Consider the following 24,194-nt stretch of genomic DNA (forward strand, 5'->3'; position numbering starts at 1 on the left):
CGGGGGCCACTGGGGGATCATGCCCGATGTGCCGGGTGACCGGCGGGCCATAGCGTGCAGCTCATGAACGATCTCGTGGCCGCCGCCGGTGAGCTGCCCACCACCCTCCTGATGGGTCTGCTGGGCATCGTGATGCTCGCCGACGCCGTACCCCTGATCGGGGTGCTGGTGCCCGGCGACGCGGCGGTCCTCGCGGCGGTCGGCGCCGGTCGCCCGGCCGGCGGGGCCCTGACCGTCGCCGCGGTGGTCACCGGCTGCCTGGCCGGCTGGTCGCTGAGCTTCTTCGCCGGACGGCGCTGGGGCGGGCAGCTGCGGGAGAGCCGGGTCGGCGGCTGGATCGGCGAGTCCCGGTGGACCGCCGCCGAGACGCTGCTGCACCGCGGTGGCGGACGGATCGTGCTGGTGGCGCCGTTCCTGCCGGTGTTCAACGCGCTGCTGCCGCTGGCCGCCGGCGGGCTGCGGATGTCGTACCGGCGGTTCCTGGCCTGCGCGGCGGCGGGGGCGACCGCCTGGGCCGGGCTCTACGTGGCGCTGGGCCTGACCGCGCGGGCGCTGACCGGGCTGCTGCCCGCGGCGCTCAACCCCACGGTGCTGACCATGGCGGTCGGGCTGCTGCTCGCCGGCCCGGTGCTGCTCGCCACCCGGCGCCGCCTGCGCGCGGTCACCGGCTGACCGCGCCCGGCCCGGCCGCCACGGGGGAGGCCGGACCGGGCGTGTTCACCAGCCGCGGGCGCGCCACTGCGGCAGCGCGGGCCGCTCGGCGCCGATGGTGCTGTCCTTGCCGTGGCCCGGGTAGAACCAGGTGTCGTCGGGCAGCCGGTCGAAGAGCTTGGCCTCGACGTCGTCGATGAGCTGCCCGAAGCGCTCCGGGTCCTGGTCGGTGTTGCCGACGCCGCCCGGGAAGAGAGAGTCGCCGGTGAACAGGTGCGGGGTGCCGGAGGGGTCGCGGTAGAGCAGCGCGATCGAGCCCGGCGTGTGCCCGCGCAGGTGGATGACCTCCAGCGCGCAGTCGCCGACCGGCACCGTGTCGCCCTCGCCGAGCCGCTCGGCGGAGATGGGCAGGCCCTCGGCGTCGTCGGCGTGCACGAGCGCGCGCGCCCCGGTCTTGGCCACCACCTCTTCCAGCGCGACCCAGTGGTCCATGTGCTGGTGCGTGGTCACCACGGCGGCCAGCCCGCCGTCGCCGGCCAACTCCAGCAGGCGCGGCGCCTCGTTCGCGGCGTCGATCAGCACCTGCTCGCCGGTGGCGTTGCAGCGCAGCAGGTAGGCGTTGTTGTCCATCGGGCCCACCGACAGCTTGGTGACGGTGAGCCGGTCGAGCTCGCGCACGGCCGGCGGCCCGCCGGGCGTGACGTCTCCGGTGTAGGTCATGACGATGTTCAGATCCATTCCGGTGGGTTGGGCAGAGGGCCGTCGGGGTCGACGGTGAGCAGCTCGCCCGCGCCCCGGCCGGTCAGCCAGGCGGCGAGTTCCGGCGCGGGGCCGGTGACCGTGGGCGCCCCCTCGGGGCCACCCACGACGAGTTCGGAGGCCGCGCCGTCGAAGCGCAGCACCATGGCCGGCGCGGCCGGATTGCCGGACAGCCCGGTCACCACCTCGTGCAGCAGCCGCTGGGCGAACGCCTCCGGCCAGTCCGCCGGAAGGTAACCGGCCGCCAGGTCGACGTGGTGGACCTCGACCTCGCGCAGCCGGCCCCAGACCAGCATCGCCGCCGGCCAGGGGCCGCGCCGGGTCTGCACGGTGGCGCCCCAGGCGTCCACGGGCATCGCCGCGACCGCCGCGTCGAAGCGCTGGCCGCTGCGGCGTACGTCGTCGAGCAGGTCGGCCGGACCCCGGTCGGCGCCGGCGTCGATGTCGGCGGCGCGGGCCTGCGCCGAGGCGTACATCGGGATGTCCTCGCCGGTGCGCGCGGAGGTGAGCAGGTTGACGAACCCGTCGGCGTTGCGGGCCAGGTGGGTGAGCACGTGCGCCCGGGACCAGCCCGGCAGCAGCGAGGGCGCCGCGACGTCCGCCGCGGTCAGGCCGGACACGGTACGCAGGAGACGGTCGTTCGCCTCGGCCAGCGGACCGGTCAGCAGCAGGGGGTCGGCGGTCATCGCGTTCTCACGGTTCGACAGTAGCGGGCCCGGGCGGGCCGCGCCGCCGGGGAAATCGCTTTCGGCGCGTCGGCGCGGCACCTACCGTCGGGGCCGACGACCTGGGCCGCCCGGTCCGCGTCGTCGCCAACGCGGCACCGGGAGTCGGAGAGGAGGTGGTGTGCATGCCGGTCGCAGCGCGTGTGCTCCACCACGTATCCCTCGACACCGAAGAGGACACCATGACTCTCGACCTGACCGCCCTCGGCTGGGACGCCGGCTGGGCAGCCCACCTCGACCGGCGCGCCGGCCACCGTCCCGGGCGGGTCGCCCGGGTGGACCGGGGCGTCTGCACCGTGCTGAGCCCGCAGGGGCCGGTGCGGGCCAGCCTCGGCGGCGCCGTGCTCGCCGCCGCCGCCCGTGACCTGACCGTGCTGCCCTGCGCGGGCGACTGGGTACTGCTGTCCACCTGGCCGGACGGCCCGGTCACCGTGGAGGCGGTGCTGCCCCGGCGTACCGCGCTGGTGCGCCGTACCGCCGGCAAGGACGCCAGCGGCCAGGTGCTGGCCGCCAACCTCGACGCCGCCGCGGTGGTCGAGCCGGTGCACCCGGAACCGGACGCCGCGCGGATCGAACGGCTGCTCTCCCTGGCGCACGAATCCGGGGCGCAGCCGCTCGTCGTGCTCACCAAGGCCGACCTGGCCGCCGACCCGGAGGCGGTGGCCCGGCAGCTGGCCGACCTCGCGCCGGGCGTGCCGGTGCTGCCGGTCAGCGCCGAGCGGGGCGCCGGCCTGGCGCCGCTGCGCGGGTTCGTCGGCCCCGGGCGCACGCTCGGCCTGCTCGGCCCCTCCGGTGCCGGCAAGTCGAGCCTGGTCAACGCGCTGGCCGGGGCGGACGTGATGCGCACCCAGGCGATCCGCCGCGTCGACGGCAAGGGCCGGCACACCACCACCTGGCGGTCGCTGGTGCCGCTGCCGGGTGGGGGAGCGGTGCTGGACACCCCCGGCGTACGGGCGGTCGGCCTGCTCGACGGCGCGGCCGGCCTGGACCGTGCCTTCGCCGACATCGCCGAGCTGGCCGCCGGCTGCCGGTACGGCGACTGCGCCCACGATGCCGAGCCGGGCTGCGCGGTGCGCGACGCGCTGGAGGACGGCGCGCTGCCGGTGCGCCGCTGGGAGAGCTGGCGCCGGTTGCAGCGGGAGATCGAGTACGAGGGCGGCCGGCGCGCGGCCCGGCTGGCGGCCGAACGGCGGGGCGGCTGGCGTGGCGGGCGGCGACGTACCGGGCGTCCGGCGCCGCCCCCGGCACCCGGGGCATTCTGAACCTGCGCGAGCCGGTCGGGTGGGCGTGGGTGGTTCCCGCCCGACCGGCCTGAGCTGGGGGAATGTTCGCGAGACGGAAGTTGTCATACGTCGGGGCTAGAGTTGCCGAGGCGTCTTCTCTGCGCCCCGACAACCTGTGAAAACCACCCAGACCCGGCGTCTGGTGCACAGATCCGCCTCATATTCTTCTTCCGGGAGCACACGCACCGTGGCCGACCGACTGATCATCCGTGGCGCGCGCGAGCACAACCTGCGTGACGTCAGTCTCGACCTGCCCCGGGACGCCCTGATCGTCTTCACCGGGCTGTCCGGTTCGGGCAAGTCGAGCCTGGCGTTCGACACCATCTTCGCCGAGGGGCAGCGCCGCTACGTGGAGTCGCTGTCGTCGTACGCCCGGCAGTTCCTCGGGCAGATGGACAAGCCCGACGTCGACTTCATCGAGGGCCTCAGCCCCGCCGTCTCCATCGACCAGAAGTCCACCTCGCGCAACCCCCGCTCCACCGTCGGCACCATCACCGAGGTCTACGACTACCTCCGCCTGCTGTTCGCCCGCATCGGCGAGCCGCACTGCCCGATCTGCGGCGAGCGGATCTCCAAGCAGAGCCCGCAGCAGATCGTCGACCGGGTCCTGGCCATGGCCGAGGGCACCCGGTTCATGGTGCTCGCGCCGGTGGTGCGCGGCCGCAAGGGCGAGTACGTCGACCTGTTCGCCGAGCTGCAGGCCAAGGGCTACGCCCGGGCCCGGGTCGACGGCGTGGTGCACCCGCTGACCGAGCCGCCGAAGCTCAAGAAGCAGGAGAAGCACACCATCGAGGTGGTGATCGACCGGCTCAGCGTCAAGCCGAGCGCCAAGCAGCGGCTGACCGACTCGGTCGAGGCCGCGCTCGGTCTCTCCGGCGGCCTGGTGCTGCTCGACTTCGTCGACCTGCCGGAGGACGACCCGGCCCGGGAGCGCCGCTACTCCGAGCACCTGGCCTGCCCGAACGACCACCCCCTCGCGATCGAGGACCTGGAACCCCGGGTCTTCTCCTTCAACGCGCCCTACGGCGCCTGCCCCGAGTGCACCGGCCTGGGCACGAAGAAGGAGGTCGACCCCGAGCTGGTCATCCCCGACCCGGAGCGCACGCTGCGCGAGGGCGCGATCCAGCCGTGGGCCACCGGGCACAACCTCGAATACTTCCTGCGGCTGCTGGAGGCGCTGGGCGAGGCCGAGCACTTCGACATCGACACGCCGTGGCGGAAGCTGCCGTCGCGGGCGCAGAAGACGATCCTGCACGGCTCCGACGACCAGGTGCACGTGCGCTACCGCAACAAGTACGGCCGCGAGCGCTCCTACTACACCGGCTTCGAGGGCGTGGTGCAGTGGATCGAGCGCCGGCACACCGACACCGAGTCGGAGTGGTCCCGGGAGAAGTACGAGGGCTACATGCGGGACGTGCCCTGCGCGGCCTGCGGCGGCGCGCGGCTCAAGCCCGAGGTGCTCGCGGTCACCCTGGCCGGCAAGAGCATCGCCGAGGTCTGCAACCTGTCCGTGGGTGAGGCCGCCGACCTGCTGGCCGGCATCGAGCTGACCGACCGGCAGAAGATGATCGCCGAGCGGGTGCTCAAGGAGATCAACGCCCGGCTGAAGTTCCTGCTCGACGTCGGGCTGGACTACCTCTCCCTGGACCGGCCCGCCGGCACGCTCTCCGGCGGAGAGGCGCAGCGCATCCGGCTCGCCACCCAGATCGGCTCCGGCCTGGTCGGCGTGCTCTACGTGCTCGACGAGCCGTCGATCGGCCTGCATCAGCGCGACAACCACCGGCTCATCGAGACGCTGCTGCGGCTGCGCGGCCTGGGCAACACGCTGATCGTGGTCGAGCACGACGAGGACACCATCCGGGTGGCCGACTGGATCGTCGACATCGGCCCGGGCGCGGGCGAGCACGGCGGCAAGATCGTGCACAGCGGGTCGGTGCCGGCGCTGCTGGACAACACCGAGTCGGTCACCGGGGCGTACCTTTCGGGGCGCAAGTCCATCCCGACGCCTGCCGGCCGCCGGCCGCAGACGCCGGGCCGCGAGCTGGTGGTGCACGGCGCGCGCGAGCACAATCTGCGCAACCTCACCGTGAGCTTCCCGCTCGGCCAGCTCATCGCGGTCACCGGAGTCAGCGGCTCGGGCAAGTCGACGTTGGTCAACGACATCCTCTACACGGTGCTCGCCAACCAGATCAACGGCGCCCGGCTGGTGCCCGGCCGGCACACCCGCATCACCGGCCTGGAGCACGTGGACAAGGTCGTCGGCGTGGACCAGTCGCCGATCGGGCGTACCCCGCGCTCCAACCCGGCCACCTACACCGGCGTCTGGGACCACATCCGCAAGCTCTTCGCCGAGACCACCGAGGCCAAGGTCCGGGGGTACGGCCCGGGCCGGTTCTCGTTCAACGTCAAGGGCGGGCGCTGCGAGGCGTGCTCCGGCGACGGCACCATCAAGATCGAGATGAACTTCCTGCCGGACGTCTACGTCCCCTGCGAGGTGTGCAAGGGCGCGCGCTACAACCGCGAGACACTCGAGGTGCACTACAAGGGCAAGACGGTCGCCGAGGTGCTGGACATGCCGATCGAGGAGGCGGCCGAGTTCTTCTCCGCCATCCCGGCCATCCACCGGCACCTCCGGACGCTGGTCGACGTCGGCCTCGGCTACGTGCGCCTCGGCCAGCCCGCGCCGACGCTGTCCGGCGGTGAGGCGCAGCGCGTCAAGCTCGCCTCCGAGCTGCAGAAGCGCTCCACCGGCCGCACCGTCTACGTGCTCGACGAGCCGACCACCGGCCTGCACTTCGAGGACATCCGCAAGCTGCTGATGGTGCTGGAGGGGCTGGTCGACAAGGGCAACACCGTCATCACCATCGAGCACAACCTCGACGTGATCAAGACGGCCGACTGGCTCATCGACATGGGCCCCGAGGGTGGCCACCGGGGCGGCACGGTCCTCGCCACCGGCACGCCGGAGGAGGTCGCCGAGGTGCCGGAGAGCCACACCGGGCAGTTCCTGCGGCCGATCCTCAAGCTCGACGGCAAGGCCAAGGGCGCCAAGGCGGCCACCAGCCGGGCGGCCAAGGCCAACGGCAACGGCGGCGCCAAGCCGCGGGCCCGCAAGGTGCCGGCCGCGGCGCGCTGACCGACGTCCTCCATGCGATGCCCGGTACGTTGACGCGCCAGTATGAACCGTGCCCCACGCTGGTGCGTGTTTCCGCAGTAAGCCGAGAGAAAGGCCGGATATGAGTGATGATCAGGCGTTGACCCGACCGGTCACCCAGAGCCGCCGTGCCCTGCTCGCCGGAGCCGGGGCGGTCGGCGCGGCAGTGGTCCTCGCGGGCTGCGGCAGCGACGACGAGGCCTCGCCCGGGCTCGCCCCGACCAGCGGCGGCCCGCCCGGCGCCACCGCCACCGGGGACGCCGGCGGCGGCGACCGGGCCGGCAGCAACTCCGTGGCCCGCACCTCGGACATCCCGGTCGGCGGCGGCGCGGTCTTCGCCAGCCAGGGCGTGGTCATCACCCAGCCCGAGGCCGGCCAGTTCAAGGCGTTCGACCCGATCTGCACGCACCAGCGCTGCCCGGTGTCGAACGTCGACGGCGGCACGATCAACTGCACCTGCCACAACAGCCGCTTCTCCATCGTCGACGGCTCGGTGAAGGGCGGCCCGGCCACCAAGCCGCTCGCCGCGAAGGACATCACCGTCGACGGCGACCAGATCCGCCTGGCCTGACCACCCGCCGCGCCCCCGGTCACCCGGGGGCGCGGCGGCGGCCGGGTGTCAGGGGTGCGGACTAGGCTTGACAGCGTGGCTGACCCCTCGACGTACCGTCCCGCGCCCGGCACCATCCCGGAGTCGCCAGGGGTCTACCGCTTCCGCGACGGCACCGGCCGGGTGATCTACGTCGGCAAGGCGCGCAACCTGCGCAGCCGGCTCAACTCCTACTTCGCCGACCCGGTCGGCCTGCACCAGCGCACCCGGCAGATGGTCTTCACCGCCGAGTCGGTCGACTGGATCACCGTCGCCACCGAGGTCGAGGCGCTCCAGCAGGAATACACCTGGATCAAGCAGTACGACCCGAGGTTCAACGTCCGCTACCGCGACGACAAGTCGTACCCCTATCTCGCGGTCACACTCGACGAGGAATACCCCCGGTTGCAGGTGATGCGCGGGGTGAAGCGCAAGGGCGTGCGCTACTTCGGGCCGTACTCCCACGCCTGGGCGATCCGCGAGACGCTCGACCTGCTGCTGCGCGTCTTCCCGGCGCGGACCTGCTCGTCCGGGGTGTTCAAGCGGGCCGGGCAGGTCGGCCGGCCCTGCCTGCTCGGTTACATCGGCAAGTGCTCCGCGCCGTGCGTCGGCAGCGTCACCGCCGAACGCCACCGGGAGATCGTCGACGGTTTCTGCGACTTCATGGCGGGCCGCACCGACACCATGGTCCGCCGGCTGGAGAAGGAGATGCTCGACGCCAGCGAGCAACTGGAGTTCGAGCGGGCCGCCCGCCTGCGCGACGACGTCGCGGCGCTGCGCCGGGCGATGGAGAAGCAGACCGTGGTGCTCGGCGACGGCACCGACGCCGACGTGGTCGCCTTCGCCGACGACCCGCTCGAAGCCGCCGTGCAGGTGTTCCACGTCCGCGGCGGCCGGGTGCGCGGCCAGCGCGGCTGGGTGGTGGAGAAGACCGAGGAGCTGAGCACCGGCGACCTCGTGCACCACTTCTGCACCCAGGTGTACGGCGGCGAGCAGGGCGAGGCCGACGTGCCCCGCGAGCTGCTCGTGCCCGAGCTACCCGGCGACGCCGACGCGCTCGCCGACTGGCTCTCCACCCGCCGGGGCAGCCGGGTGTCGCTGCGGGTGCCGCAGCGCGGCGACAAGCGGTCGCTGCTGGAGACCGTCGAGCGCAACGCCAAGGACGCGCTGGCCCGGCACAAGCTCAAGCGGGCCGGCGACCTGACCACCCGCAGCCAGGCGCTCGACGAGATCGCCGACGCGCTCGGCATGAACACCTCGCCGCTGCGCATCGAGTGCTACGACGTCTCCCAGATCCAGGGCACCGACGTGGTCGCCAGCATGGTCGTGTTCGAGGACGGGCTGCCCCGCAAGAGCGAGTACCGCCGCTTCATCGTGCGCGGCGCCACCGACGACCTGTCGGCCATGTCCGAGGTGCTGCGGCGGCGCTTCGCCCGCTACCTCGACGCCCGCGCCGAGACCGGGGAGCTGGGCGAGGAGACCGCCTCCGACCCGGACCGCCCCGGCATCGACCCGACCACCGGGCGGCCGCGCAAGTTCGCGTACCCGCCGCAGCTCGTGGTGGTCGACGGTGGCCCGCCGCAGGTGGCCGCCGCCGCGAAGGCGCTCGCTGAGCTGGGCATCGACGACGTGGCGCTGTGCGGGCTGGCGAAGCGGCTGGAGGAGGTGTGGCTGCCCGACGACGAGTTCCCGGTGATCCTGCCCCGCACCTCCGAGGCGCTCTACCTGCTGCAACGGGTCCGCGACGAGGCGCACCGCTTCGCCATCACGTTCCACCGGCAGCGGCGCTCCAAGCGGATGACCGAATCGGCGCTGGACAACGTCCCCGGCCTCGGCGAGGTACGCCGCAAGGCGCTGCTGCGGCACTTCGGCTCGCTGAAGCGGCTGTCGTCGGCCACCGTGGAGGAGATCACCGAGGTGCCCGGGGTGGGCAGGCGTACGGCCGAGGCGATCCTGGCCGCGCTGGACGGCTCCACCGACGCCACCACGGCCGCCCCCCGTTCCTGACCCTTCGCCTGCTCGCGCCTGCTCGCGCCTGCTCGCGCCTGCTCGCGCCTGCTCGCGCCTGCTCGCGCCTGCCGTCGTGGCCCCCGGCCGCTGTCCAGCGTGCGTCAACAAACGCCCGTTGTCCGGCCCGCCGGCCCGCCACCGCCGTCGCGTGCCGTGGGTGGAACGCCGTGGGTGTCTCGGGCTGCTTTTGACACCCATGCCGCTCCAGTCGCCGTCGCCAGGTGCCTCGGGTGGAACGCCATGGGTGTCTCCGCCCGCCTTTGACACCTACGCCGTTCCAGCCATGGTTGTTCCCGGTGGGCGGAACCGCCCACCTTGCAGTTCGCGCCTAACGTATGACCGCTTTGTGAGGCTTGTCCGGGGGGCCGACTGCAAGGTCTGCCGTGCGCGTGCACCGCGAAGGCGCCGCCCAGTGCGCCCTGGGGCCGGTGTCCGGTTTGCGGGGTGGCGCGTTGTGGTCGGCGCCATGCTCACGGCGGAATCCGGGGTGGGGTGCAGGCGTTGTACATGGCTGACCGCCCAGGCACCAGGGCCGAGCGCTCAACCCGGTCCGCCCGGCGCCACGGGTCAGGTCACGGGAATCGCCCCGGCCCGGCCGTCGTTACATCCCCCGATGACGAGCACCCCCGCCGGCGGGAATGACCTCGGCCCGGTGGTCGTTACATCCCCGAGCCGCGGAGCAGCCCCCTTTCGGGGCGCCCGCGTGCCAGCCCGCTCGACGGGCGCCCCCCAAGACTTTTCCCCTCCGCGGCACCCCCGCCGCGTATCCCCCATTTCAGGGAGGCAACCATCATGGCTACCACTCTGCTGCGCAAGACCGTTCTGACCGCTGCCGGTGTCGTCGCCACCGCCGGTGGCATCGCCGGCCCCGCCATCGCCGCCCACGCCGCCCCGGCCGAGAAGGCCGCCATCGTCGCCGACCGCAAGAGCGGTCATGGTGAGCGTGAGCTGGACGTGCGCTACGAGGCGCAGCCCAACTTCTACTTCTGCGGCCCCGCCGCCGCCCGCAACGCGCTGAGCGTGCAGGGCAAGAACATCGACGTGCACGCCATGGCCGAGGAGATGGGCACCACCGAGGCCGGCACCAACTCCATCAACGACATCACCCCGGTGCTGAACAAGGAGACCGGCGCCAAGGACGCCTACAAGTCGGTCGAGATCAGCACCCCCAAGGCCGACGACAAGCAGACCGACAAGCTGCGCGCCGACGTCGTCAAGACCGTCGACGCCGGCCGTGCCGTGGTCGCCAACATCGCCGGCACCGCCACCGACACCGACGGCACCACCCACTCCTTCGAAGGCGGCCACTACATCAGCGTCATCGGCTACCGCGACGACGGCAAGACCGTCACCATCGCCGACAGCGCCGACCCCAACACCGCCACCTACCGGATGAGCATCGACAACCTCGCCGACTGGATCGCCACCCGCGGCTACAGCACCAGCTAAGACCAACACCGCCGCACCCATGGCTGCAGAGCAAGAACAGGCAGCACGCACACCGAAAGGGCCCGACCCCCCACCACAGGGGTCGGGCCCTTCCGCGTACGTCAGGAATCGGTGAGTACGGCCAGGATCGCCTCGCCGTACTTGGCGAGCTTGTTCTCGCCCACCCCGCTGACCCGGGACAGCTCGGCCAGGGAAGCCGGCGGCTCGGCGGCGATCTGCCGCAGCGTCGCGTCGTGGAAGATGACGTACGCCGGGACGCCCTGCTCCTTGGCGGTGGCCGCGCGCCACGCGCGGAGCCGCTCGAAGACCGGCGCGGCGGCGGGGGAGAGGTCGGCGACCACAGTGGCCGCGCCCCGGGGCTTGGCGGACCGGCCGGCCGCCGGCCGCTCCGGCTCCTTGCGCAGCGTGACCGTACGGCGGCGGCCGAGCACGTCCGCGCTGGCCTCGGTCAGCGCCAGCGTGCCGTAGTCGCCCTCGACGGCGAGCAGACCCTCGGCGAGCAGTTGCCGCACCACGCCCCGCCACTCGGTCTCGCGCAGCTCGGTGCCGATGCCGAACGTGCTGAGCGAGTCGTGGCCGTGCTGGTCGATCTTGTCGGTGTGCTTGCCGAGCAGGATGTCGATGCTGTGCCCGGCGCCGAAGCGCTGGTTGCGTTCGCGGTCGAGCCGGTAGACGGTGGAGAGCAGCTTCTGCGCGGCGACAGTGCCGTCCCAGGACTCGGGCGGGTCGAGGCAGGTGTCGCAGTTGCCGCAGGCGGCCACACCGGTCTCGCCGAAGTATTCGAGCAGCTGGGCGCGGCGGCAGCGAACCGTCTCGCAGAGCGCCAGCATCGCGTCCAGGTGGGCGGCGAGGTTGCGCCGGTGCGCCAGGTCGCCCTCCGACGTCTCGATCATCTTGCGCTGCTGCACCACGTCCTGCAGGCCGTACGCCAGCCAGGCGGTGGACGGCAAGCCGTCGCGCCCGGCGCGGCCGGTCTCCTGGTAGTAGCCCTCGACCGACTTCGGCAGGTCCAGGTGGGCGACGAAGCGTACGTCGGGCTTGTCGATGCCCATGCCGAACGCGATCGTGGCGACCATGACCAGACCGTCCTCGCGCAGGAAGCGCTGCTGGTTGGTGGCGCGGGTCGTGGCGTCCAGCCCGGCGTGGTACGGCAGCGCGGGGATGCCGTTGGCGACCAGGAACTCGGCCGTCTTCTCCACCGAGGCCCGGGACAGGCAGTAGACGATGCCGGCGTCGCCCGGGTGCTCGTCGCGCAGCAGGCTGAGCAACTGGCGGCGGGGCTCCCGCTTCGGCACGATCCGGTACTGGATGTTGGGCCGGTCGAAGCTGGCCACGAAGTGCCGGGCCTCGGTGAGCCGCAGCCGGGTGGCGATCTCGGTGCGGGTCGCCCGGGTCGCGGTGGCGGTCAGCGCGATGCGCGGCACGTCCGGCCAGCGTTCGTGCAGCATCGACAGGTTGAGGTAGTCGGGGCGGAAGTCGTGCCCCCACTGCGACACGCAGTGCGCCTCGTCGATCGCGAACAGCGCGATCCGGCCGCGTTCCAGCAGGCCGAGCGTGGACCGCACCGCCAGCCCTTCCGGGGCGAGGTAGAGCAGGTCCAGCTCGCCGGCCAGGTAGGCCGCCTCGACCCGGCGCCGCTGCGCCGGGTCCTGCGTCGAGTTGAGGAAACCGGCGCGTACGCCGACGGCGGTGAGGGCGTCGACCTGGTCCTGCATGAGCGCGATCAGCGGGGAGACCACTACCGCCACGCCGTCGCGGACCAGCGCGGGGATCTGGTAGCACAGCGACTTGCCGCCACCGGTGGGCATGAGCACCAGCGCGTCGCCGCCGGACACCACGTGTTCGACGACGTCCTGCTGGAAGCCGCGGAAGGCGTCGTACCCGAAGACCCGCCGCAACACGTCGAGCGCGTCGCCGGTCGGTGGGGAGCCGGCCGGTGCGGAGGTGGTCCGCTCGTCGGTGGGGGAGACCATCCGCGCAGTCTACGAGCGTCCCCCGACAGCGCCCGTCCGGCGAGCCGGTCCGGGGGTGGCGACATGTTCCGGTGGTCACCCCGTGGAATCCCGGACGGGGTCGCAGCCGTTAGAGTCGCTGATTGACCATGCGCGGCCGACCGGCCGCGGCGCCACGGCTGGGGGTAGCGGGTGAGCGAGGCGCGTACAGCGGGTGACCTGGGGCCGAGCGAGGCGGAGACGGCGCCGGCCGAGTCGGACACCTCACTGGTGGTGGTGACCGGGCTGTCCGGCGGCGGGCGCAGCACGGTGGCCCGGGCGCTGGAGAACGTCGGCTACTACGTGGTCGACAACCTGCCCCAGGCGCTGCTGCTCGACATGGCCGAGCTGGCCTTCAAGGCCGGCGGCGCGGCCCGGCGTACGGCGATGGTGCTGGACGTGCGCTCGCGCGCCTTCTCCACCGACCTGGCCGGGGCGATCCGGGAGCTGCGCGAGCGCGGCTTCTCCCCCCGGGTGGTCTTCGTCGACGCCGACGACGAGGTGCTGATCCGCCGGTTCGAGAGCGTGCGCCGCTCGCACCCGCTGCAGGGCGACGGGCGGCTGGCCGACGGCATCGCCGTCGAGCGGACGCTGCTGGAGGAGGCACGCGAGCAGGCCGACGTGATCATCGACACCAGCCACCTGAACGTGAACCAGCTTCGGCGCCGGGTGGAGGAGCTGTTCGGCGGCGAGGACGCCCGCCGGCTGCGGATCACCGTGATCTCGTTCGGCTTCAAGTACGGCCTGCCGCCGGACGCCGACTTCGTGATGGACGCCCGGTTCCTGCCGAACCCGTACTGGGTGCCGGAGCTGCGCGAGCACACCGGCCGGGAGGAGGCGGTCAGCGCGTACGTGCTGGGCCAGGAGGGCGCGGACGCCTTCGTGGCCGGGTACGCCGACCTGGTCAACGCCACCACCGCCGGTTTCGAGCGGGAGGGCAAGCGCTACCTGACCGTGGCGGTCGGCTGCACCGGCGGCAAGCACCGCAGCGTGGCGATCGCCGAGGAGCTGGCCGCCCGGCTGCGCCGCTCCGGTATCGCCGCCAACGCCCAGCACCGGGACCTGGGGCGGGAGTGACCCCGACCAGGGTGGTCGCCTTCGGTGGCGGGCACGGGCTCTCGGCGTCGCTGCGGGCGCTGCGGCACTGCGTACCCGAACTGGACCTGGACATCACCGCGGTGGTCACCGTCGGCGACGACGGCGGGTCCAGCGGGCGGCTGCGCGCGGAGCGCGGCGGCCTGCCCCCGGGTGACCTGCGTCAGGCGCTCGTGGCGCTGGCCGGCGACCATCCGGCCACCCGGCGCAGCGCGGCGCTGTTCCAGTACCGCTTCACCACCGCGACGCCGCCCCCGCCGACGCTCGCCGCGCCGGTCCCGCCCGCCCGCGCCGGCGACTCGCTCGCCGGCCACGCGGTCGGCAACCTGCTGCTGCACGGCCTGACCGAGCTGCTCGGCGATCCGGTGGCCGCGCTCGACCACGCGGGCGCGATGCTCGGCGCGGTGGGGCGGGTGCTGCCGATGTCCCGCCAGCCGGTGGGCATCGAGGCCCGGGTCCGCGGCGCGGACCCGGCCCATCCGGACGAGGTGTCCACCGTGCGCGGCCAGCACCAGGTCGCGGTCACCCCGGGCACCGTCGAGTCGCTGCGGCTCAACCCACCCGCGCCGGCCGCGTGCGCCGAGGCGGTGACAGCGGTACGCGCCGCGGACTGGCTGATCTTCGGGCCGGGCAGCTGGTACACGAGCGTGCTGCCGCACCTGCTGGTGCCGGGCCTGGCCGACGCGATCGTCTCCAGTCCGGCGCGGCGGCTGGTGACGCTCAACCTGGTGGCGGAGAAGGAGACCTCGGGGCTCTCCCTGCCCGACCATCTGGACACGCTGCGGCGCTATCTGCCCGAGCTGAAGGTGGACCGGGTGCTGGCGGACTCCACGGCGGTGGGTGATCCCGCGGCGGTCGAACGTGCGGCAGAATCGCTTGGTGCCCGGCTGGTCCTCGCTCCCGTCGCCGTCCTCGACGGCACGCCCCGTCATGATCCAGCCGCACTGGGCGCCGCGCTGGTGCCTGTCCTGCGCGCCGATCGTTAGACACGTACGTAATCACCGGCGACACGCCGGAACCGGTCCGTGAGGGGGCGCACTATGGCGATGACGGCTGCGGTCAAGGACGAGCTGAGTCGGGTCGACGTGCCCAAGCCCTGCTGTCGGCGGGCGGAGATGGCCGCCCTGCTGCGTTTCGCCGGCGGCCTGCACATCGTGTCCGGCCGCGTCGTGGTCGAGGCGGAGCTGGACACCGGCGCGGTGGCCCGCCGGCTGCGGCGGGAGGTGGCCGAGGTCTACGGTTACCCGAGCGAGATCCACGTGCTCGCCTCCGGCGGCCTGCGCAAGGGCAGCCACTTCATCGTGCGGGTGGTCAAGGACGGCGAGGCGCTCGCCCGGCAGACCGGCCTGCTCGACGTGCGGGGCCGCCCGGTGCGCGGCCTGCCGCCGCACGTGGTGGCCGCGAACGTCTGCTGCGCCGTGTCGGCCTGGCGGGGCGCGTTCATGGCGCACGGCTCGCTGACCGAGCCGGGCCGCTCCAGCGCGCTGGAGATCACCTGCCCCGGCCCGGAGTCGGCGCTGGCGCTCGTCGGCGCGGCCCGCCGCATCGGCATCACCGCGAAGAACCGCGAGGTGCGCGGCGTGGACCGGGTGGTGGTCAAGGACGGCGACGCGATCGCCGCGCTGCTCACCCGCATAGGAGCGCACTCCAGCGTGCTGGCCTGGGAGGAGCGGCGGGTACGCCGGGAGGTGCGCGCCACCGCCAACCGGCTGGCCAACTTCGACGACGCCAATCTGCGCCGCTCGGCCCGGGCCGCGGTGGCCGCCGCCGCCCGGGTGACCCGCGCGCTGGAGATCCTCGCCGACGACGCGCCCAACCACCTGACCTCGGCCGGCCGGCTGCGGCTGGAGCACCGTCAGGCGTCCCTGGAGGAGCTGGGCGCGCTCGCCGAGCCGCCGCTGACCAAGGACGCCATCGCCGGCCGGATCCGCCGGCTGCTCGCGCTGGCCGACAAGCGCGCCCGCGACCTGGGCATCCCGGATACGGAAGCGGCAGTCACGCCCGACATGCTCGTGGTCTGATAGGACTCGGGCGGCGAGCACGCGAGCGGGATCACCACCCGCCGCAGCGCGACGCCGCACGCTCGGATATGGTCGCTGCGTACGGCAAGGGGGCCGCGCACAGGCATCCCTCGCCGTGCTCACCGCCTCGGGCGGTCAGGTCTCCGTGACCGCGGCGGGGTGGCCGAGATGACATGTCGACGGCCGGCTCCAACGGTCGGCGCACACACCTCCGCCGGCCCCGGTCTGGCGCCGGCGGACCAGAACGCGAGGAGATGGGACCTGTGACCATCCGGGTTGGCATCAACGGCTTCGGCCGGATCGGCCGCAACTTCTTCCGGGCAGTGCTGGCGTCCGGCGCTGACATCGAGGTCGTGGCGGTCAACGACCTGACCGACAACGCGACGCTCGCCCACCTTGTCAAGTACGACAGCATCCTGGGTCGCCTCCCGCACGAGGTGAAGGCCACCGCCGACGAGATCACCGTGGGCGGCAAGACCATCAAGGCGTACGCCGAGAAGGACCCGGCGAACCTGCCGTGGGGCGAGGTCGGCGCCGACGTCGTCATCGAGTCCACCGGCTTCTTCACCGACGGCACCAAGGCGAAGGCGCACCTCGACGGCGGGGCCAAGAAGGTCATCATCTCCGCGCCGGCGAAGAACGAGGACGTCACCGTGGTCATGGGCGTCAACCAGGACCAGTACGACCCGGCCAAGCACAACATCATCTCGAACGCCTCCTGCACCACGAACTGCCTCGCGCCGATGGCGAAGGTGCTGCAGGACACGTTCGGCATCCAGCAGGGCCTGATGACCACCATCCACGCGTACACGCAGGACCAGAACCTGCAGGACGCGCCGCACAAGGACCTGCGCCGGGCCCGCGCCGCCGCGCTGAACATCGTGCCGACCTCGACCGGCGCCGCGAAGGCGATCGGCCTGGTGCTGCCGGAGCTGAAGGGCAAGCTGGACGGTTACGCGCTGCGCGTGCCGATCCCGACCGGCTCGGCCACCGACCTGACCGTCACGGTCGGCCGGGAGACCACTGTGGACGAGGTCAACGCGGCGCTCAAGGCCGCCGCCGAGGGCCCGCTGCGGGGCATCCTCACCTACAACGAGGACCCGATCGTCTCCGCCGACATCGTGACCGACCCGGCGTCGTGCATCTTCGACGCGCCGCTGACCAAGGTGATCGGCAACCAGGTCAAGGTCGTCGGCTGGTACGACAACGAGTGGGGCTACTCGAACCGCCTGGTGGACCTGGTCAAGCTGGTCGGTAGCTCGCTGTGAGCATCCGCAACCTCGACGACCTGCTCGCCGAGGGGGTGTCGGGTCGGCGCGTGCTGGTGCGCGCCGACCTGAACGTCCCGCTCGACAAGCAGACCGGTGAGATCACGGACGACGGCCGGATCCGGGCCGTCCTGCCGACGCTGAGCGCGCTGGTGCAGGCCGGCGCGAAGGTGGTCGTCTGCTCGCACCTGGGCCGCCCGAAGGGCGCGCCGGACCCGCAGTTCAGCCTCCGCCCGGTCGCCGGGCGGCTCGGTGAGCTGCTCGGCGTCCCGGTGCACTTCGCCGAGGACACCGTCGGTGACTCGGCGCGGTCCACCGTGGCCGACCTGGCCGACGGCCAGGTGGCGCTGCTGGAGAACCTGCGGTTCAACAAGGGCGAGACCAGCAAGGACGACGCGGAGCGGGGCGCGTTCGCCGACCAGCTCGCCGCGCTCGGCGACGCCTACGTGGACGACGCGTTCGGCGCTGTGCACCGCAAGCACGCCAGCGTGCACGACGTGCCGGCCCGGCTGCCGCACTTCGCCGGCCGGCTGGTGCTGCGCGAGGTCGAGGTGCTCAGCCGCCTCACCGGCTCCCCGGAGCGGCCGTACGTGGTGGTGCTGGGCGGCTCGAAGGTCTCCGACAAGCTGGCCGTGATCGAGGCGCTGCTGCCGACCGTGGACCGGCTGCTCATCGGCGGCGGGATGTGCTTCACCTTCCTCAAGGCCCAGGGCCACGAGGTGGGCACGTCGCTGCTGGAGAAGGACATGGTCGAGACCTGCCGCAACCTGATGGAGCGCGCGCCCGGCAAGATCATGCTCCCGGTCGACGTGGTGGCCGCCGACGCGTTCGCGCCGGACGCCGCGCACGACACCGTGCCCGCCGACGGCATCCCCAGCCACCGGCTGGGCCTGGACATCGGCCCGGAGACGGTGGCCGGCTTCGCGGCCGCGCTGTCGCAGGCGAAGACCATCTTCTGGAACGGCCCGATGGGCGTGTTCGAGATGGCGGCGTTCGCCAACGGCACCCGGGGCGTGGCCGAGGCGATCACCAAGGCCGACGCGTTCAGCGTGGTCGGTGGCGGCGACTCGGCCGCGGCGGTGCGCGCGCTGGGCCTGGACGAGTCCTCGTTCGGGCACATCTCCACCGGCGGTGGCGCCTCCCTGGAATACCTGGAGGGCAAGACCCTCCCCGGCATCGCGGCTCTGGAGAACTGAATGGCGAGCACGACCCGCCGGCCGCTGATGGCCGGCAACTGGAAGATGAACCTGAACCACCTCGAGGCCAACCTGCTGGTGCAGAAGCTGGCCGCGAGCCTGAACGAGAAGCAGCTCACCGACGTCGAGTGCGTGGTGCTGCCGCCCTTCACCGACCTGCGTACCGTGCAGACCGCGGTGGACGGCGACAAGCTGCTGATCGGCTACGGCGCGCAGGACCTGTCGCCGCATCCGTCCGGCGCGTACACCGGTGACATCGCCGGGCCGATGCTGGCGAAGCTGGGCTGCGGCTACGTGGTGGTCGGCCACTCCGAGCGGCGGCAGTACCACCACGAGGACGACGCGCTGGTCAACGCGAAGGTGTCGGCGGCGCTGGCGAACGGGCTCACCCCGATCCTCTGCATCGGCGAGGGCCTGGAGGTCCGGGAACAGTCGGGGCAGGTGCGGCACTGCTGCGACCAGCTCGACGGCGCGCTGAAGGGGCTCACCGCCGAGCAGGTCACCAAGGTCGTCGTCGCGTACGAGCCGGTCTGGGCGATCGGCACCGGCAAGACGGCCACGCCGGAGGACGCCCAGGAGGTCTGCGGCGCGGTGCGCAAGCGCATCGCCGAGACCTACGACGAGGGCACCGCCGAGCAGGTCCGGATCCTGTACGGCGGGTCGGTCAAGGCGTCGAACGTCGCCGCGATCATGGCGCAGCCGGACGTGGACGGGGCCCTGGTCGGGGGCGCCAGCCTGGACGCGGAGGAGTTCGCGCAGATCTGCCGGTTCCCGGAGCACACCGCCCGCTGATCGCTCGCTATCCTTGACGCTGCCCGTCCACCGGCCGGTGCCGCAGTGCCCGACAGGTCCGGGCAGTGATCGCAACGAGAGGACTGACCCCCGCCATGCCGATCTGGTTCGCCTACACGATGATCACGTTGCTGGTCATCACCAGCGTGCTGCTCGTCCTGCTGATCCTCCTGCACCGCGGTAAGGGCGGCGGGTTGTCGAGCATGTTCGGGGGCGGCGTCAGCTCCAGCCTGGCCGGTTCGTCCGTGGCCGAGAAGAACCTCGACCGCTACACCGTTCTGGTGGGAATCGTCTGGTTCGCCTGCATCATCGGGCTCGGGCTCTGGCTGCGGTTGCAGATGGCCAACGGCACCTGAGTCGGCGCTGAGAAGCGTACAATCTGCGCGCGGTCCGTCACGGACCGCGCGCAGTTTTGTTTCTCCGCGCGTCGCCCGTCGCCCACCCCCTCCGGCGGCGGTCCCCTCCGACGACAGGGAGCGAGCAACCGTGCCCAGCAACAACGTCATCCGCGGCACCCGGATCGGGTCCGCCCCCGAGCGCTTCGACCAGCGCGTGGAGCCCGCGCCGCGCCGCCCGGTCGTCTACTGGTGCCGCCACGGTCACCGGGTCGAGTTCCTGATCGCCGCCGAGGCGGAGACGCCGGCCACCTGGGAGTGCCCCCGCTGCGGCGAGCCGGCCGGCCCCGACCCGGGCGACCCGCCGGGCCGCCAGCGCGCCGAGCCCTACAAGACCCACCTGGCGTACGTGCAGGAGCGGCGCACGCCGGAGGAGGGGGAGGCGCTGCTCGCCGAGGCCCTCGACGCGCTGCGCCGACGTCGTGGCCGCGACTGAGCCGAGGCGTTAAGAAGGGGCCCCTTCTCTACCGGAGACGTTAAGAAGGGGCCCTTCCTTACACCTCAGCGGAGGCTGCGCAGGCGCGGCGGCACGTTGGCCGCCGCGGCCCGGTCGAGCAGCCAGAGCGTACGGGAGACGCCCTGCACCCCGGCGGCCGGCAACTGCACCGGCCCGGCCCCGGCCAGCGCCATGCCCACCGCCCGGGCCTTGTCCGCCCCGGCGGCGATCAGCCACACCTCCTCGGCCGTGTTGATCGTCGGCAGGGTCAGCGTGGTACGCACCGGCGGCGGCTTCGGGCTGCCCCGTACCGCGCTGACCGGGCGGTTGTCGTGGTGCACCGGGTGCTCCGGGAACACCGACGCCACGTGCCCGTCCTCGCCGACGCCGAGCATCAGCACGTCGAAGTGCGGCACGATCGCGTTCCCGGGCCGGGCGGCGGCGGCCAGCTCCCGCGCGTACCCGGCGGCGGCCGCCTCCGGGTCGTCACCGGCCGGGCCGTCGGACGCCGGCATCGGGTGCACCCGGGCCGGGTCCAGCGGCACCGCGTCCAGCAGCGCCGCCCGCGCCTGCGTCTCGTTGCGCTCCGGGTCGCCGGCGGGCAGGAACCGCTCGTCGCCCCACCACACGTCGACCCGGGACCAGTCGACCGCGTCCCGGGCGGGCAGCTGCCCGACCGCCCGGTACACCGCAGCGGCGATCCGCCCGCCGGTCAGCACCACCGACGCCTGGCCGCGCTCGGCCTGCGCGTCGAGCAGCTTCACCACCAACCGGGCCGCCACCGCCTGCGCCAGCAGGTCGGGGTCGGCGTGTACGGCGACACTCGCCTCAGTCATCCGTCGAGCCCTCGTGTTCCGACCGCCCACCGGCGGTCACCTGTGCCTCCGACCACCCGGTCCGGGCGGTCACTCGTTCGCGGTCGCGCCCGCGTGCGCGGTCAGGCCGGCCTCGGCCCGCTGGGCGGTCGCCGGATCCTTCCACACGTGCACCCGCTGGGCCGGCCGCTGGTCGAGTCCGGTGATCCCGGCCGCAGCGCCGAGCGCCTCCGCGTACACCTGGTCGGCGTCGAGGCGGCGCAGCTCCTCGGCCAGCTCGTCGCCGAGCGGCCGGCGCACCAGCGGCAGCGTGCGGTCCTCCTGCCCGGTACGCCGGAACACCGCGATGCTGTCGTCGCGGGTCAGCGTCAGCTCGTCGCCGTTGGCGCAGCGCAGCTGCACCTGACGCATGCGCGGGAACTCGTCGGTCCGCTCCCAGGTCGGTTCGATGCCGAGCCGGGCCTTGAGCCACCCGCTCATCAGCGCGGCCGTCGGATCCGACGGGGGCGCCACCACGCTGGCCTCGGTGACCCGGGCCTGGGTGGTGTCGAACGCGCCCGCCACCAGCGTGCGCCACGGGGTGATCCGGGTCCACGCCAGGTCGGTGTCGCCGGGGGCGTAGTCGTGGGCCCGCTGCCGCAGCGCGGCGATCGGGTCGGCCGCCTGCGCCGAGTCGGTGATCCGCCGGTCGGCCACCACACCGAGGAAGTCGGTGGCGATCTCCTCCGGCGGCTCGCCGTGCCACCACGTCACCACCGGTACGTCCGGGACCAGCAGCGGCATCACCACGGATTCGGCGTGCAGCGCGAGCCGCCCGTACATCCGGGTCACCACCGCCTCGCACGGCCCGAGCCGGCCGCCCACGACGATCTCCGCGTCCAGCCGGTTGCGGTCGCGCTCCACGTCGGAGCGGACCACCACGAGCAGGCGGCAGGGGTGCGCCGCCGCGGCGATGGTGGCGGCCGCCTCGGCCTCCCGGACCCGCTTCTCGTCCACCACCACGATCAGCGTGAGCGCCATGCCGCTGGCCACCCCGCCCGCGCTGCGCCGTTCCGCGGCCAGCGCCTTGACCACCTCGTTGCCGGTGGTGTCCCACAGCCCGATCAATGGAGCCTCCTGGTTCGCTCGCAGTGCTCGCTCACGCTCTCCGCCAAGCCCGGCCCTCGCGGGCCAGCATCTCGTCGGCGGCCCGGGGTCCCCACTCGCCGGCCCGGTACGGCTCCGGCGTCGTGCCCTCCCAGGCGTGTTCCAGCGGGTCGACGACCTGCCAGCTCTGCTCGACCTCGGCGGCGTCCGGGAACAGCGTCCGGTCGCCGATCAGCACGTCCAGCACGAGCCGCTCGTACGCCTCGGGGCTGGACTCGGTGAACGCCTCGCCGTACTGGAAGTCCATCGCGATGTCGCGGACCTCCATCGTGGTGCCCGGCACCTTGGAGCCGAACTTCAGCACCACGCCCTCGTCCGGCTGCACGCGGATGACGAGCTGGTTGGGACCGAGGGACTCCATGTCGGCGGCGTTGAACGGCAGGTGCGGCGCCTTCTTGAACATGATGGCCACCTCGGTGACCCGCCGGGGCAGCCGCTTGCCGGCCCGGATGTAGAACGGCACCCCGGCCCAGCGCCGGTTCTGGATGCCCAGCTTCACCGCCACGTACGTCTCGGTGGTGGAGCCCGCCGGGACGCCCTCCTCCTCCAGGTAGCCCTTGGCGCGCTCGCCGCCCACCCAGCCGGGCAGGTACTGGCCCCGCACGGTGTCCTCGGAGACGTCGTGCGGCACGGTGATCGCCTTGAGCACCTTGAGCTTCTCGGCGCGGATCTCGTCGGCGTCGAAGCTCGTCGGCTCCTCCATCGCGACCAGCGCGAGCAGTTGGAGCAGGTGGTTCTGGAGCACGTCACGGGCGGTGCCGACGGAGTCGTAGAAGGCGGCCCGGGTGCCGATGCCGACGTCCTCGGCCATGGTGATCTGCACCGAGTCGACGTACTTGGAGTTCCACAGCGGCTCGAACAGGTTGTTCGCGAACCGCAGCGCCAGGATGTTCTGGACCGTCTCCTTGCCCAGGTAGTGGTCGATCCGGAACACGTCCTGGCGGGTGAAGACGTCGTCGACCAGGTCGTTGAGCGCCTTGGCCGAGGGCAGGTCGTTGCCGAACGGCTTCTCCACCACCACGCGGCGCCAGCCGCCGGACCTGTCGTTGTCCGCCATGCCGGTGCGGGCGAGCTGCTTGAGCACCACCGGGAAGGCCGCCGGGGGGATGGAGAAGTAGAAGGCGGCGTTGCCGGCGATGCCGTGCGAGTCGCGCAGCTCGTCGAGCGTGGCGGCGAGCTGGTCGAACGCGGCGTCGTCGTCGAACGAGCCGCCGACGAACTTGATGTTGCCGGCCAGCCGGGCCCACACCTCCTCCCGCCACGGGGTGCGGGCGTGCTTCTTGGCCGCCTCGTGCGCCACCGACTCGAAGTCGCCGTCGCCCCAGTCCCGGCGGGCGAAGCCCAGCACCACGAAACCGGGCGGCAGGAGCCCCCGGTTGGCCAGGTCGTAGACCGCCGGCAGTAGTTTCTTGCGGGCCAGATCGCCGGTCACCCCGAAGATCACCAGGGCACACGGCTCGGGGATCCGGGGCAACCGCCGGTCCTGGACGTCGCGCAGCGGGTTCACCGGGCCACCTCCTCCTGCGTCTCGGTCCGCTGATTCCAGGTCATTGATCGTCACGTGCATGTCCGTCCGGCCGTATCCAGCAGCTGGGCGACGCCAGCCGCCCGCTTGGTCAGGTGCAGTCGCAGCACCGGTCGTTCCCGGCCGGCCAGGGCCCGCCGGTCACCGGCGGCCTGGGCCGCCTGGAGCTGCGCGAAGGTGTACGGACGACCGGGCACTTCCAGATCATCGGTGACCGCACCGGTGATCTGGAGGTGCCGGCCGCGGGTGTCCGTGTGCTCCGGCCGGCGCGGTCCCCAGGTGAAGGTGACCGGCCGCCGGGTGTGCCGTGCCAGCAGCGGGCGCAGCCCGGCCAGCGCCGCGTCGGCCCGCGGGTCGAGGTACGCGGTGACCGCGAGGTGTTCTCGTTCGCCCAGCCCGTCGAGCAGCCAGCACAGCGCGCCGGTCAGGTCGGCCGGCGCGCCGCTCGGGGCGTACACCTCGATCGCGTCCTCCACCGACGACGGCGGCCCGCTGTCCGCCTCGTCGTGGGCCGCCGCGGCGGCGGGCGCCGCGAACGGGTCGGTCCGCAGCGTCACCGCGGCGGTCGCGCCGGCGTAGGTCCAGGTGAGCAGGTGCGCGCCGAGCGGCCCGTTGACGGCGACGTCGGCGGCCACGCCCGGGCCGACGCCCGCGCCGAGGGCGCCGCCGAGACCGACTGTGAGCACGCCCGGCCCGGTGGCGCCGGGGGAGTCGGGGGACTCCACGGCCACCGGCAGGAGCCGTCCGCCGGTCGCGTCGGCGAGCAGCGCGCCCGCCCAGCGGCCCAGGCCGTCGAGTCCGGTGCCGTCGGGGACCAGCGCGACCGTGTGCCGGCCCTCGCCGGGCGCCGCGCCCAGGGCCGCGCCGAGCGCGAGGCCCGGATTGTCCCGGGCC

General features: G+C 73.0%; 20 protein-coding genes and 1 pseudogene. 14 read left to right on the forward strand and 7 right to left on the reverse strand.

The genetic code is table 11. From position 1 onward, the window contains the following. Nucleotides 1–63 precede the first annotated feature (63 nt). A complete protein-coding gene (locus KBX43_RS27825) occupies nt 64–672 on the forward strand; it encodes a DedA family protein (RefSeq protein ID WP_069089083.1) in 609 nt (202 codons plus the stop codon). 45 nt (nt 673–717) lie between these two features. Here the strand turns inward: KBX43_RS27825 and KBX43_RS27830 are convergent, their stop codons facing one another. Next, nucleotides 718–1,371 (reverse strand): MBL fold metallo-hydrolase, encoded by a 654-nt coding sequence (locus KBX43_RS27830; RefSeq protein ID WP_043331130.1) that lies wholly within the window; start codon nt 1,369–1,371, stop codon nt 718–720. 8 nt (nt 1,372–1,379) lie between these two features. Beyond that, entirely contained in the window at nt 1,380–2,096 is a 717-nt protein-coding gene (locus tag KBX43_RS27835) for a maleylpyruvate isomerase family mycothiol-dependent enzyme (RefSeq protein ID WP_210888125.1), read from the reverse strand. A 221-nt stretch (nt 2,097–2,317) separates the two neighbouring features. On the opposite strand from KBX43_RS27835, the gene rsgA reads away from it, so the two are divergent. The 5 genes from rsgA (at nt 2,318) to KBX43_RS27860 (ending at nt 10,620) form a co-directional block, all read left to right on the forward strand. Next, nucleotides 2,318–3,397 (forward strand): ribosome small subunit-dependent GTPase A, encoded by a 1,080-nt coding sequence (gene rsgA / locus KBX43_RS27840; RefSeq protein ID WP_210888141.1) that lies wholly within the window; start codon nt 2,318–2,320, stop codon nt 3,395–3,397. 208 nt (nt 3,398–3,605) lie between these two features. Further along, nucleotides 3,606–6,554 (forward strand): excinuclease ABC subunit UvrA, encoded by a 2,949-nt coding sequence (uvrA, locus tag KBX43_RS27845; RefSeq protein ID WP_043329614.1) that lies wholly within the window; start codon nt 3,606–3,608, stop codon nt 6,552–6,554. A 100-nt stretch (nt 6,555–6,654) separates the two neighbouring features. Further along, nucleotides 6,655–7,143: a Rieske (2Fe-2S) protein gene (locus tag KBX43_RS27850; protein ID WP_064445299.1), complete on the forward strand. Its 489-nt coding sequence runs from the start codon at nt 6,655–6,657 to the stop codon at nt 7,141–7,143. 75 nt (nt 7,144–7,218) lie between these two features. Then, entirely contained in the window at nt 7,219–9,168 is a 1,950-nt protein-coding gene (gene uvrC, locus KBX43_RS27855; protein ID WP_210888127.1) for an excinuclease ABC subunit UvrC, read from the forward strand. A gap of 795 nt (nt 9,169–9,963) precedes the next feature. Continuing rightward, entirely contained in the window at nt 9,964–10,620 is a 657-nt protein-coding gene (locus KBX43_RS27860) for a C39 family peptidase (RefSeq protein ID WP_210870610.1), read from the forward strand. 101 nt (nt 10,621–10,721) lie between these two features. Here the strand turns inward: KBX43_RS27860 and recQ are convergent, their stop codons facing one another. After that, complete coding sequence (gene recQ / locus KBX43_RS27865) at nt 10,722–12,593, reverse strand: DNA helicase RecQ (protein WP_210888130.1); 1,872 nt, start codon at nt 12,591–12,593, stop codon at nt 10,722–10,724. A gap of 171 nt (nt 12,594–12,764) precedes the next feature. Here recQ and rapZ point away from each other — a divergent pair, with 171 nt between their 5' ends. The 8 genes from rapZ to KBX43_RS27905 all read left to right on the forward strand — a co-directional run bounded on the left by rapZ (nt 12,765) and on the right by KBX43_RS27905 (nt 19,814). Next, nucleotides 12,765–13,688, forward strand: a complete 924-nt coding sequence (gene rapZ, locus KBX43_RS27870) for an RNase adapter RapZ (RefSeq protein WP_043329622.1) — start codon at nt 12,765–12,767, stop codon at nt 13,686–13,688. Beyond that, complete coding sequence (locus KBX43_RS27875; protein WP_113972483.1) at nt 13,685–14,692, forward strand: 2-phospho-L-lactate transferase CofD family protein; 1,008 nt, start codon at nt 13,685–13,687, stop codon at nt 14,690–14,692. Before rapZ ends, KBX43_RS27875 begins: the two co-directional genes overlap by 4 nt. Nucleotides 14,693–14,746: 54 nt before the next feature. Continuing rightward, nucleotides 14,747–15,727 carry a DNA-binding protein WhiA gene (whiA, locus tag KBX43_RS27880; protein ID WP_030503240.1) on the forward strand — a complete coding sequence of 327 codons (981 nt, stop codon included), beginning with the start codon at nt 14,747–14,749 and terminating at the stop codon, nt 15,725–15,727. A gap of 263 nt (nt 15,728–15,990) precedes the next feature. Next, nucleotides 15,991–16,995, forward strand: coding sequence for a type I glyceraldehyde-3-phosphate dehydrogenase (gap, locus tag KBX43_RS27885; protein ID WP_043329624.1), 1,005 nt, complete (start codon nt 15,991–15,993; stop codon nt 16,993–16,995). Further along, nucleotides 16,992–18,191 (forward strand): phosphoglycerate kinase, encoded by a 1,200-nt coding sequence (gene pgk / locus KBX43_RS27890; protein ID WP_166456860.1) that lies wholly within the window; start codon nt 16,992–16,994, stop codon nt 18,189–18,191. Before gap ends, pgk begins: the two co-directional genes overlap by 4 nt. Then, nucleotides 18,192–18,983 carry a triose-phosphate isomerase gene (gene tpiA / locus KBX43_RS27895; RefSeq protein ID WP_043329625.1) on the forward strand — a complete coding sequence of 264 codons (792 nt, stop codon included), beginning with the start codon at nt 18,192–18,194 and terminating at the stop codon, nt 18,981–18,983. It abuts the gene before it with no gap. A gap of 95 nt (nt 18,984–19,078) precedes the next feature. Next, nucleotides 19,079–19,339, forward strand: a complete 261-nt coding sequence (secG, locus tag KBX43_RS27900) for a preprotein translocase subunit SecG (RefSeq protein ID WP_043329626.1) — start codon at nt 19,079–19,081, stop codon at nt 19,337–19,339. Nucleotides 19,340–19,469: 130 nt separating this feature from the next. Further along, on the forward strand, nt 19,470–19,814 hold the full coding sequence (locus KBX43_RS27905) for an RNA polymerase-binding protein RbpA (protein WP_043329627.1): 345 nt from the start codon (nt 19,470–19,472) through the stop codon (nt 19,812–19,814). Nucleotides 19,815–19,879: 65 nt separating this feature from the next. Here the strand turns inward: KBX43_RS27905 and pgl are convergent, their stop codons facing one another. The 4 genes and pseudogenes from pgl to KBX43_RS27925 form a co-directional block, all read right to left on the reverse strand. After that, nucleotides 19,880–20,650 (reverse strand): 6-phosphogluconolactonase, encoded by a 771-nt coding sequence (gene pgl, locus KBX43_RS27910; protein WP_043329628.1) that lies wholly within the window; start codon nt 20,648–20,650, stop codon nt 19,880–19,882. 69 nt (nt 20,651–20,719) lie between these two features. Next, nucleotides 20,720–21,736: a glucose-6-phosphate dehydrogenase assembly protein OpcA gene (locus KBX43_RS27915; protein ID WP_210888133.1), complete on the reverse strand. Its 1,017-nt coding sequence runs from the start codon at nt 21,734–21,736 to the stop codon at nt 20,720–20,722. Between the two features lie 31 nt (nt 21,737–21,767). Then, the gene (gene zwf / locus KBX43_RS27920) at nt 21,768–23,282 is read right to left on the reverse strand and encodes a glucose-6-phosphate dehydrogenase (protein WP_043329630.1); all 1,515 of its coding nucleotides are present in this window, start codon (nt 23,280–23,282) and stop codon (nt 21,768–21,770) included. 50 nt (nt 23,283–23,332) lie between these two features. Beyond that, nucleotides 23,333–24,194: pseudogene (locus KBX43_RS27925) on the reverse strand (glucose-6-phosphate isomerase); the annotation flags it as partial.

This window comes from Micromonospora sp. C41, assembly GCF_018070485.1.
Lineage (GTDB): Bacteria > Actinomycetota > Actinomycetes > Mycobacteriales > Micromonosporaceae > Micromonospora > Micromonospora chalcea.

What these genes read in the sequence shown, in the direction of transcription:
- KBX43_RS27825 (WP_069089083.1), top strand. Translation starts at nt 64, where the DNA reads ATGAACGATCTCGTGGCCGCCGCCGGTGAGCTGCCCACCACCCTCCTG.
- KBX43_RS27830 (WP_043331130.1), bottom strand. Translation starts at nt 1,371, where the DNA reads ATGACCTACACCGGAGACGTCACGCCCGGCGGGCCGCCGGCCGTGCGC.
- KBX43_RS27835 (WP_210888125.1), bottom strand. Translation starts at nt 2,096, where the DNA reads ATGACCGCCGACCCCCTGCTGCTGACCGGTCCGCTGGCCGAGGCGAAC.
- rsgA (WP_210888141.1), top strand. Translation starts at nt 2,318, where the DNA reads ATGACTCTCGACCTGACCGCCCTCGGCTGGGACGCCGGCTGGGCAGCC.
- KBX43_RS27850 (WP_064445299.1), top strand. Translation starts at nt 6,655, where the DNA reads ATGAGTGATGATCAGGCGTTGACCCGACCGGTCACCCAGAGCCGCCGT.
- KBX43_RS27860 (WP_210870610.1), top strand. Translation starts at nt 9,964, where the DNA reads ATGGCTACCACTCTGCTGCGCAAGACCGTTCTGACCGCTGCCGGTGTC.
- recQ (WP_210888130.1), bottom strand. Translation starts at nt 12,593, where the DNA reads ATGGTCTCCCCCACCGACGAGCGGACCACCTCCGCACCGGCCGGCTCC.
- whiA (WP_030503240.1), top strand. Translation starts at nt 14,747, where the DNA reads ATGGCGATGACGGCTGCGGTCAAGGACGAGCTGAGTCGGGTCGACGTG.
- tpiA (WP_043329625.1), top strand. Translation starts at nt 18,192, where the DNA reads ATGGCGAGCACGACCCGCCGGCCGCTGATGGCCGGCAACTGGAAGATG.
- secG (WP_043329626.1), top strand. Translation starts at nt 19,079, where the DNA reads ATGCCGATCTGGTTCGCCTACACGATGATCACGTTGCTGGTCATCACC.
- pgl (WP_043329628.1), bottom strand. Translation starts at nt 20,650, where the DNA reads ATGACTGAGGCGAGTGTCGCCGTACACGCCGACCCCGACCTGCTGGCG.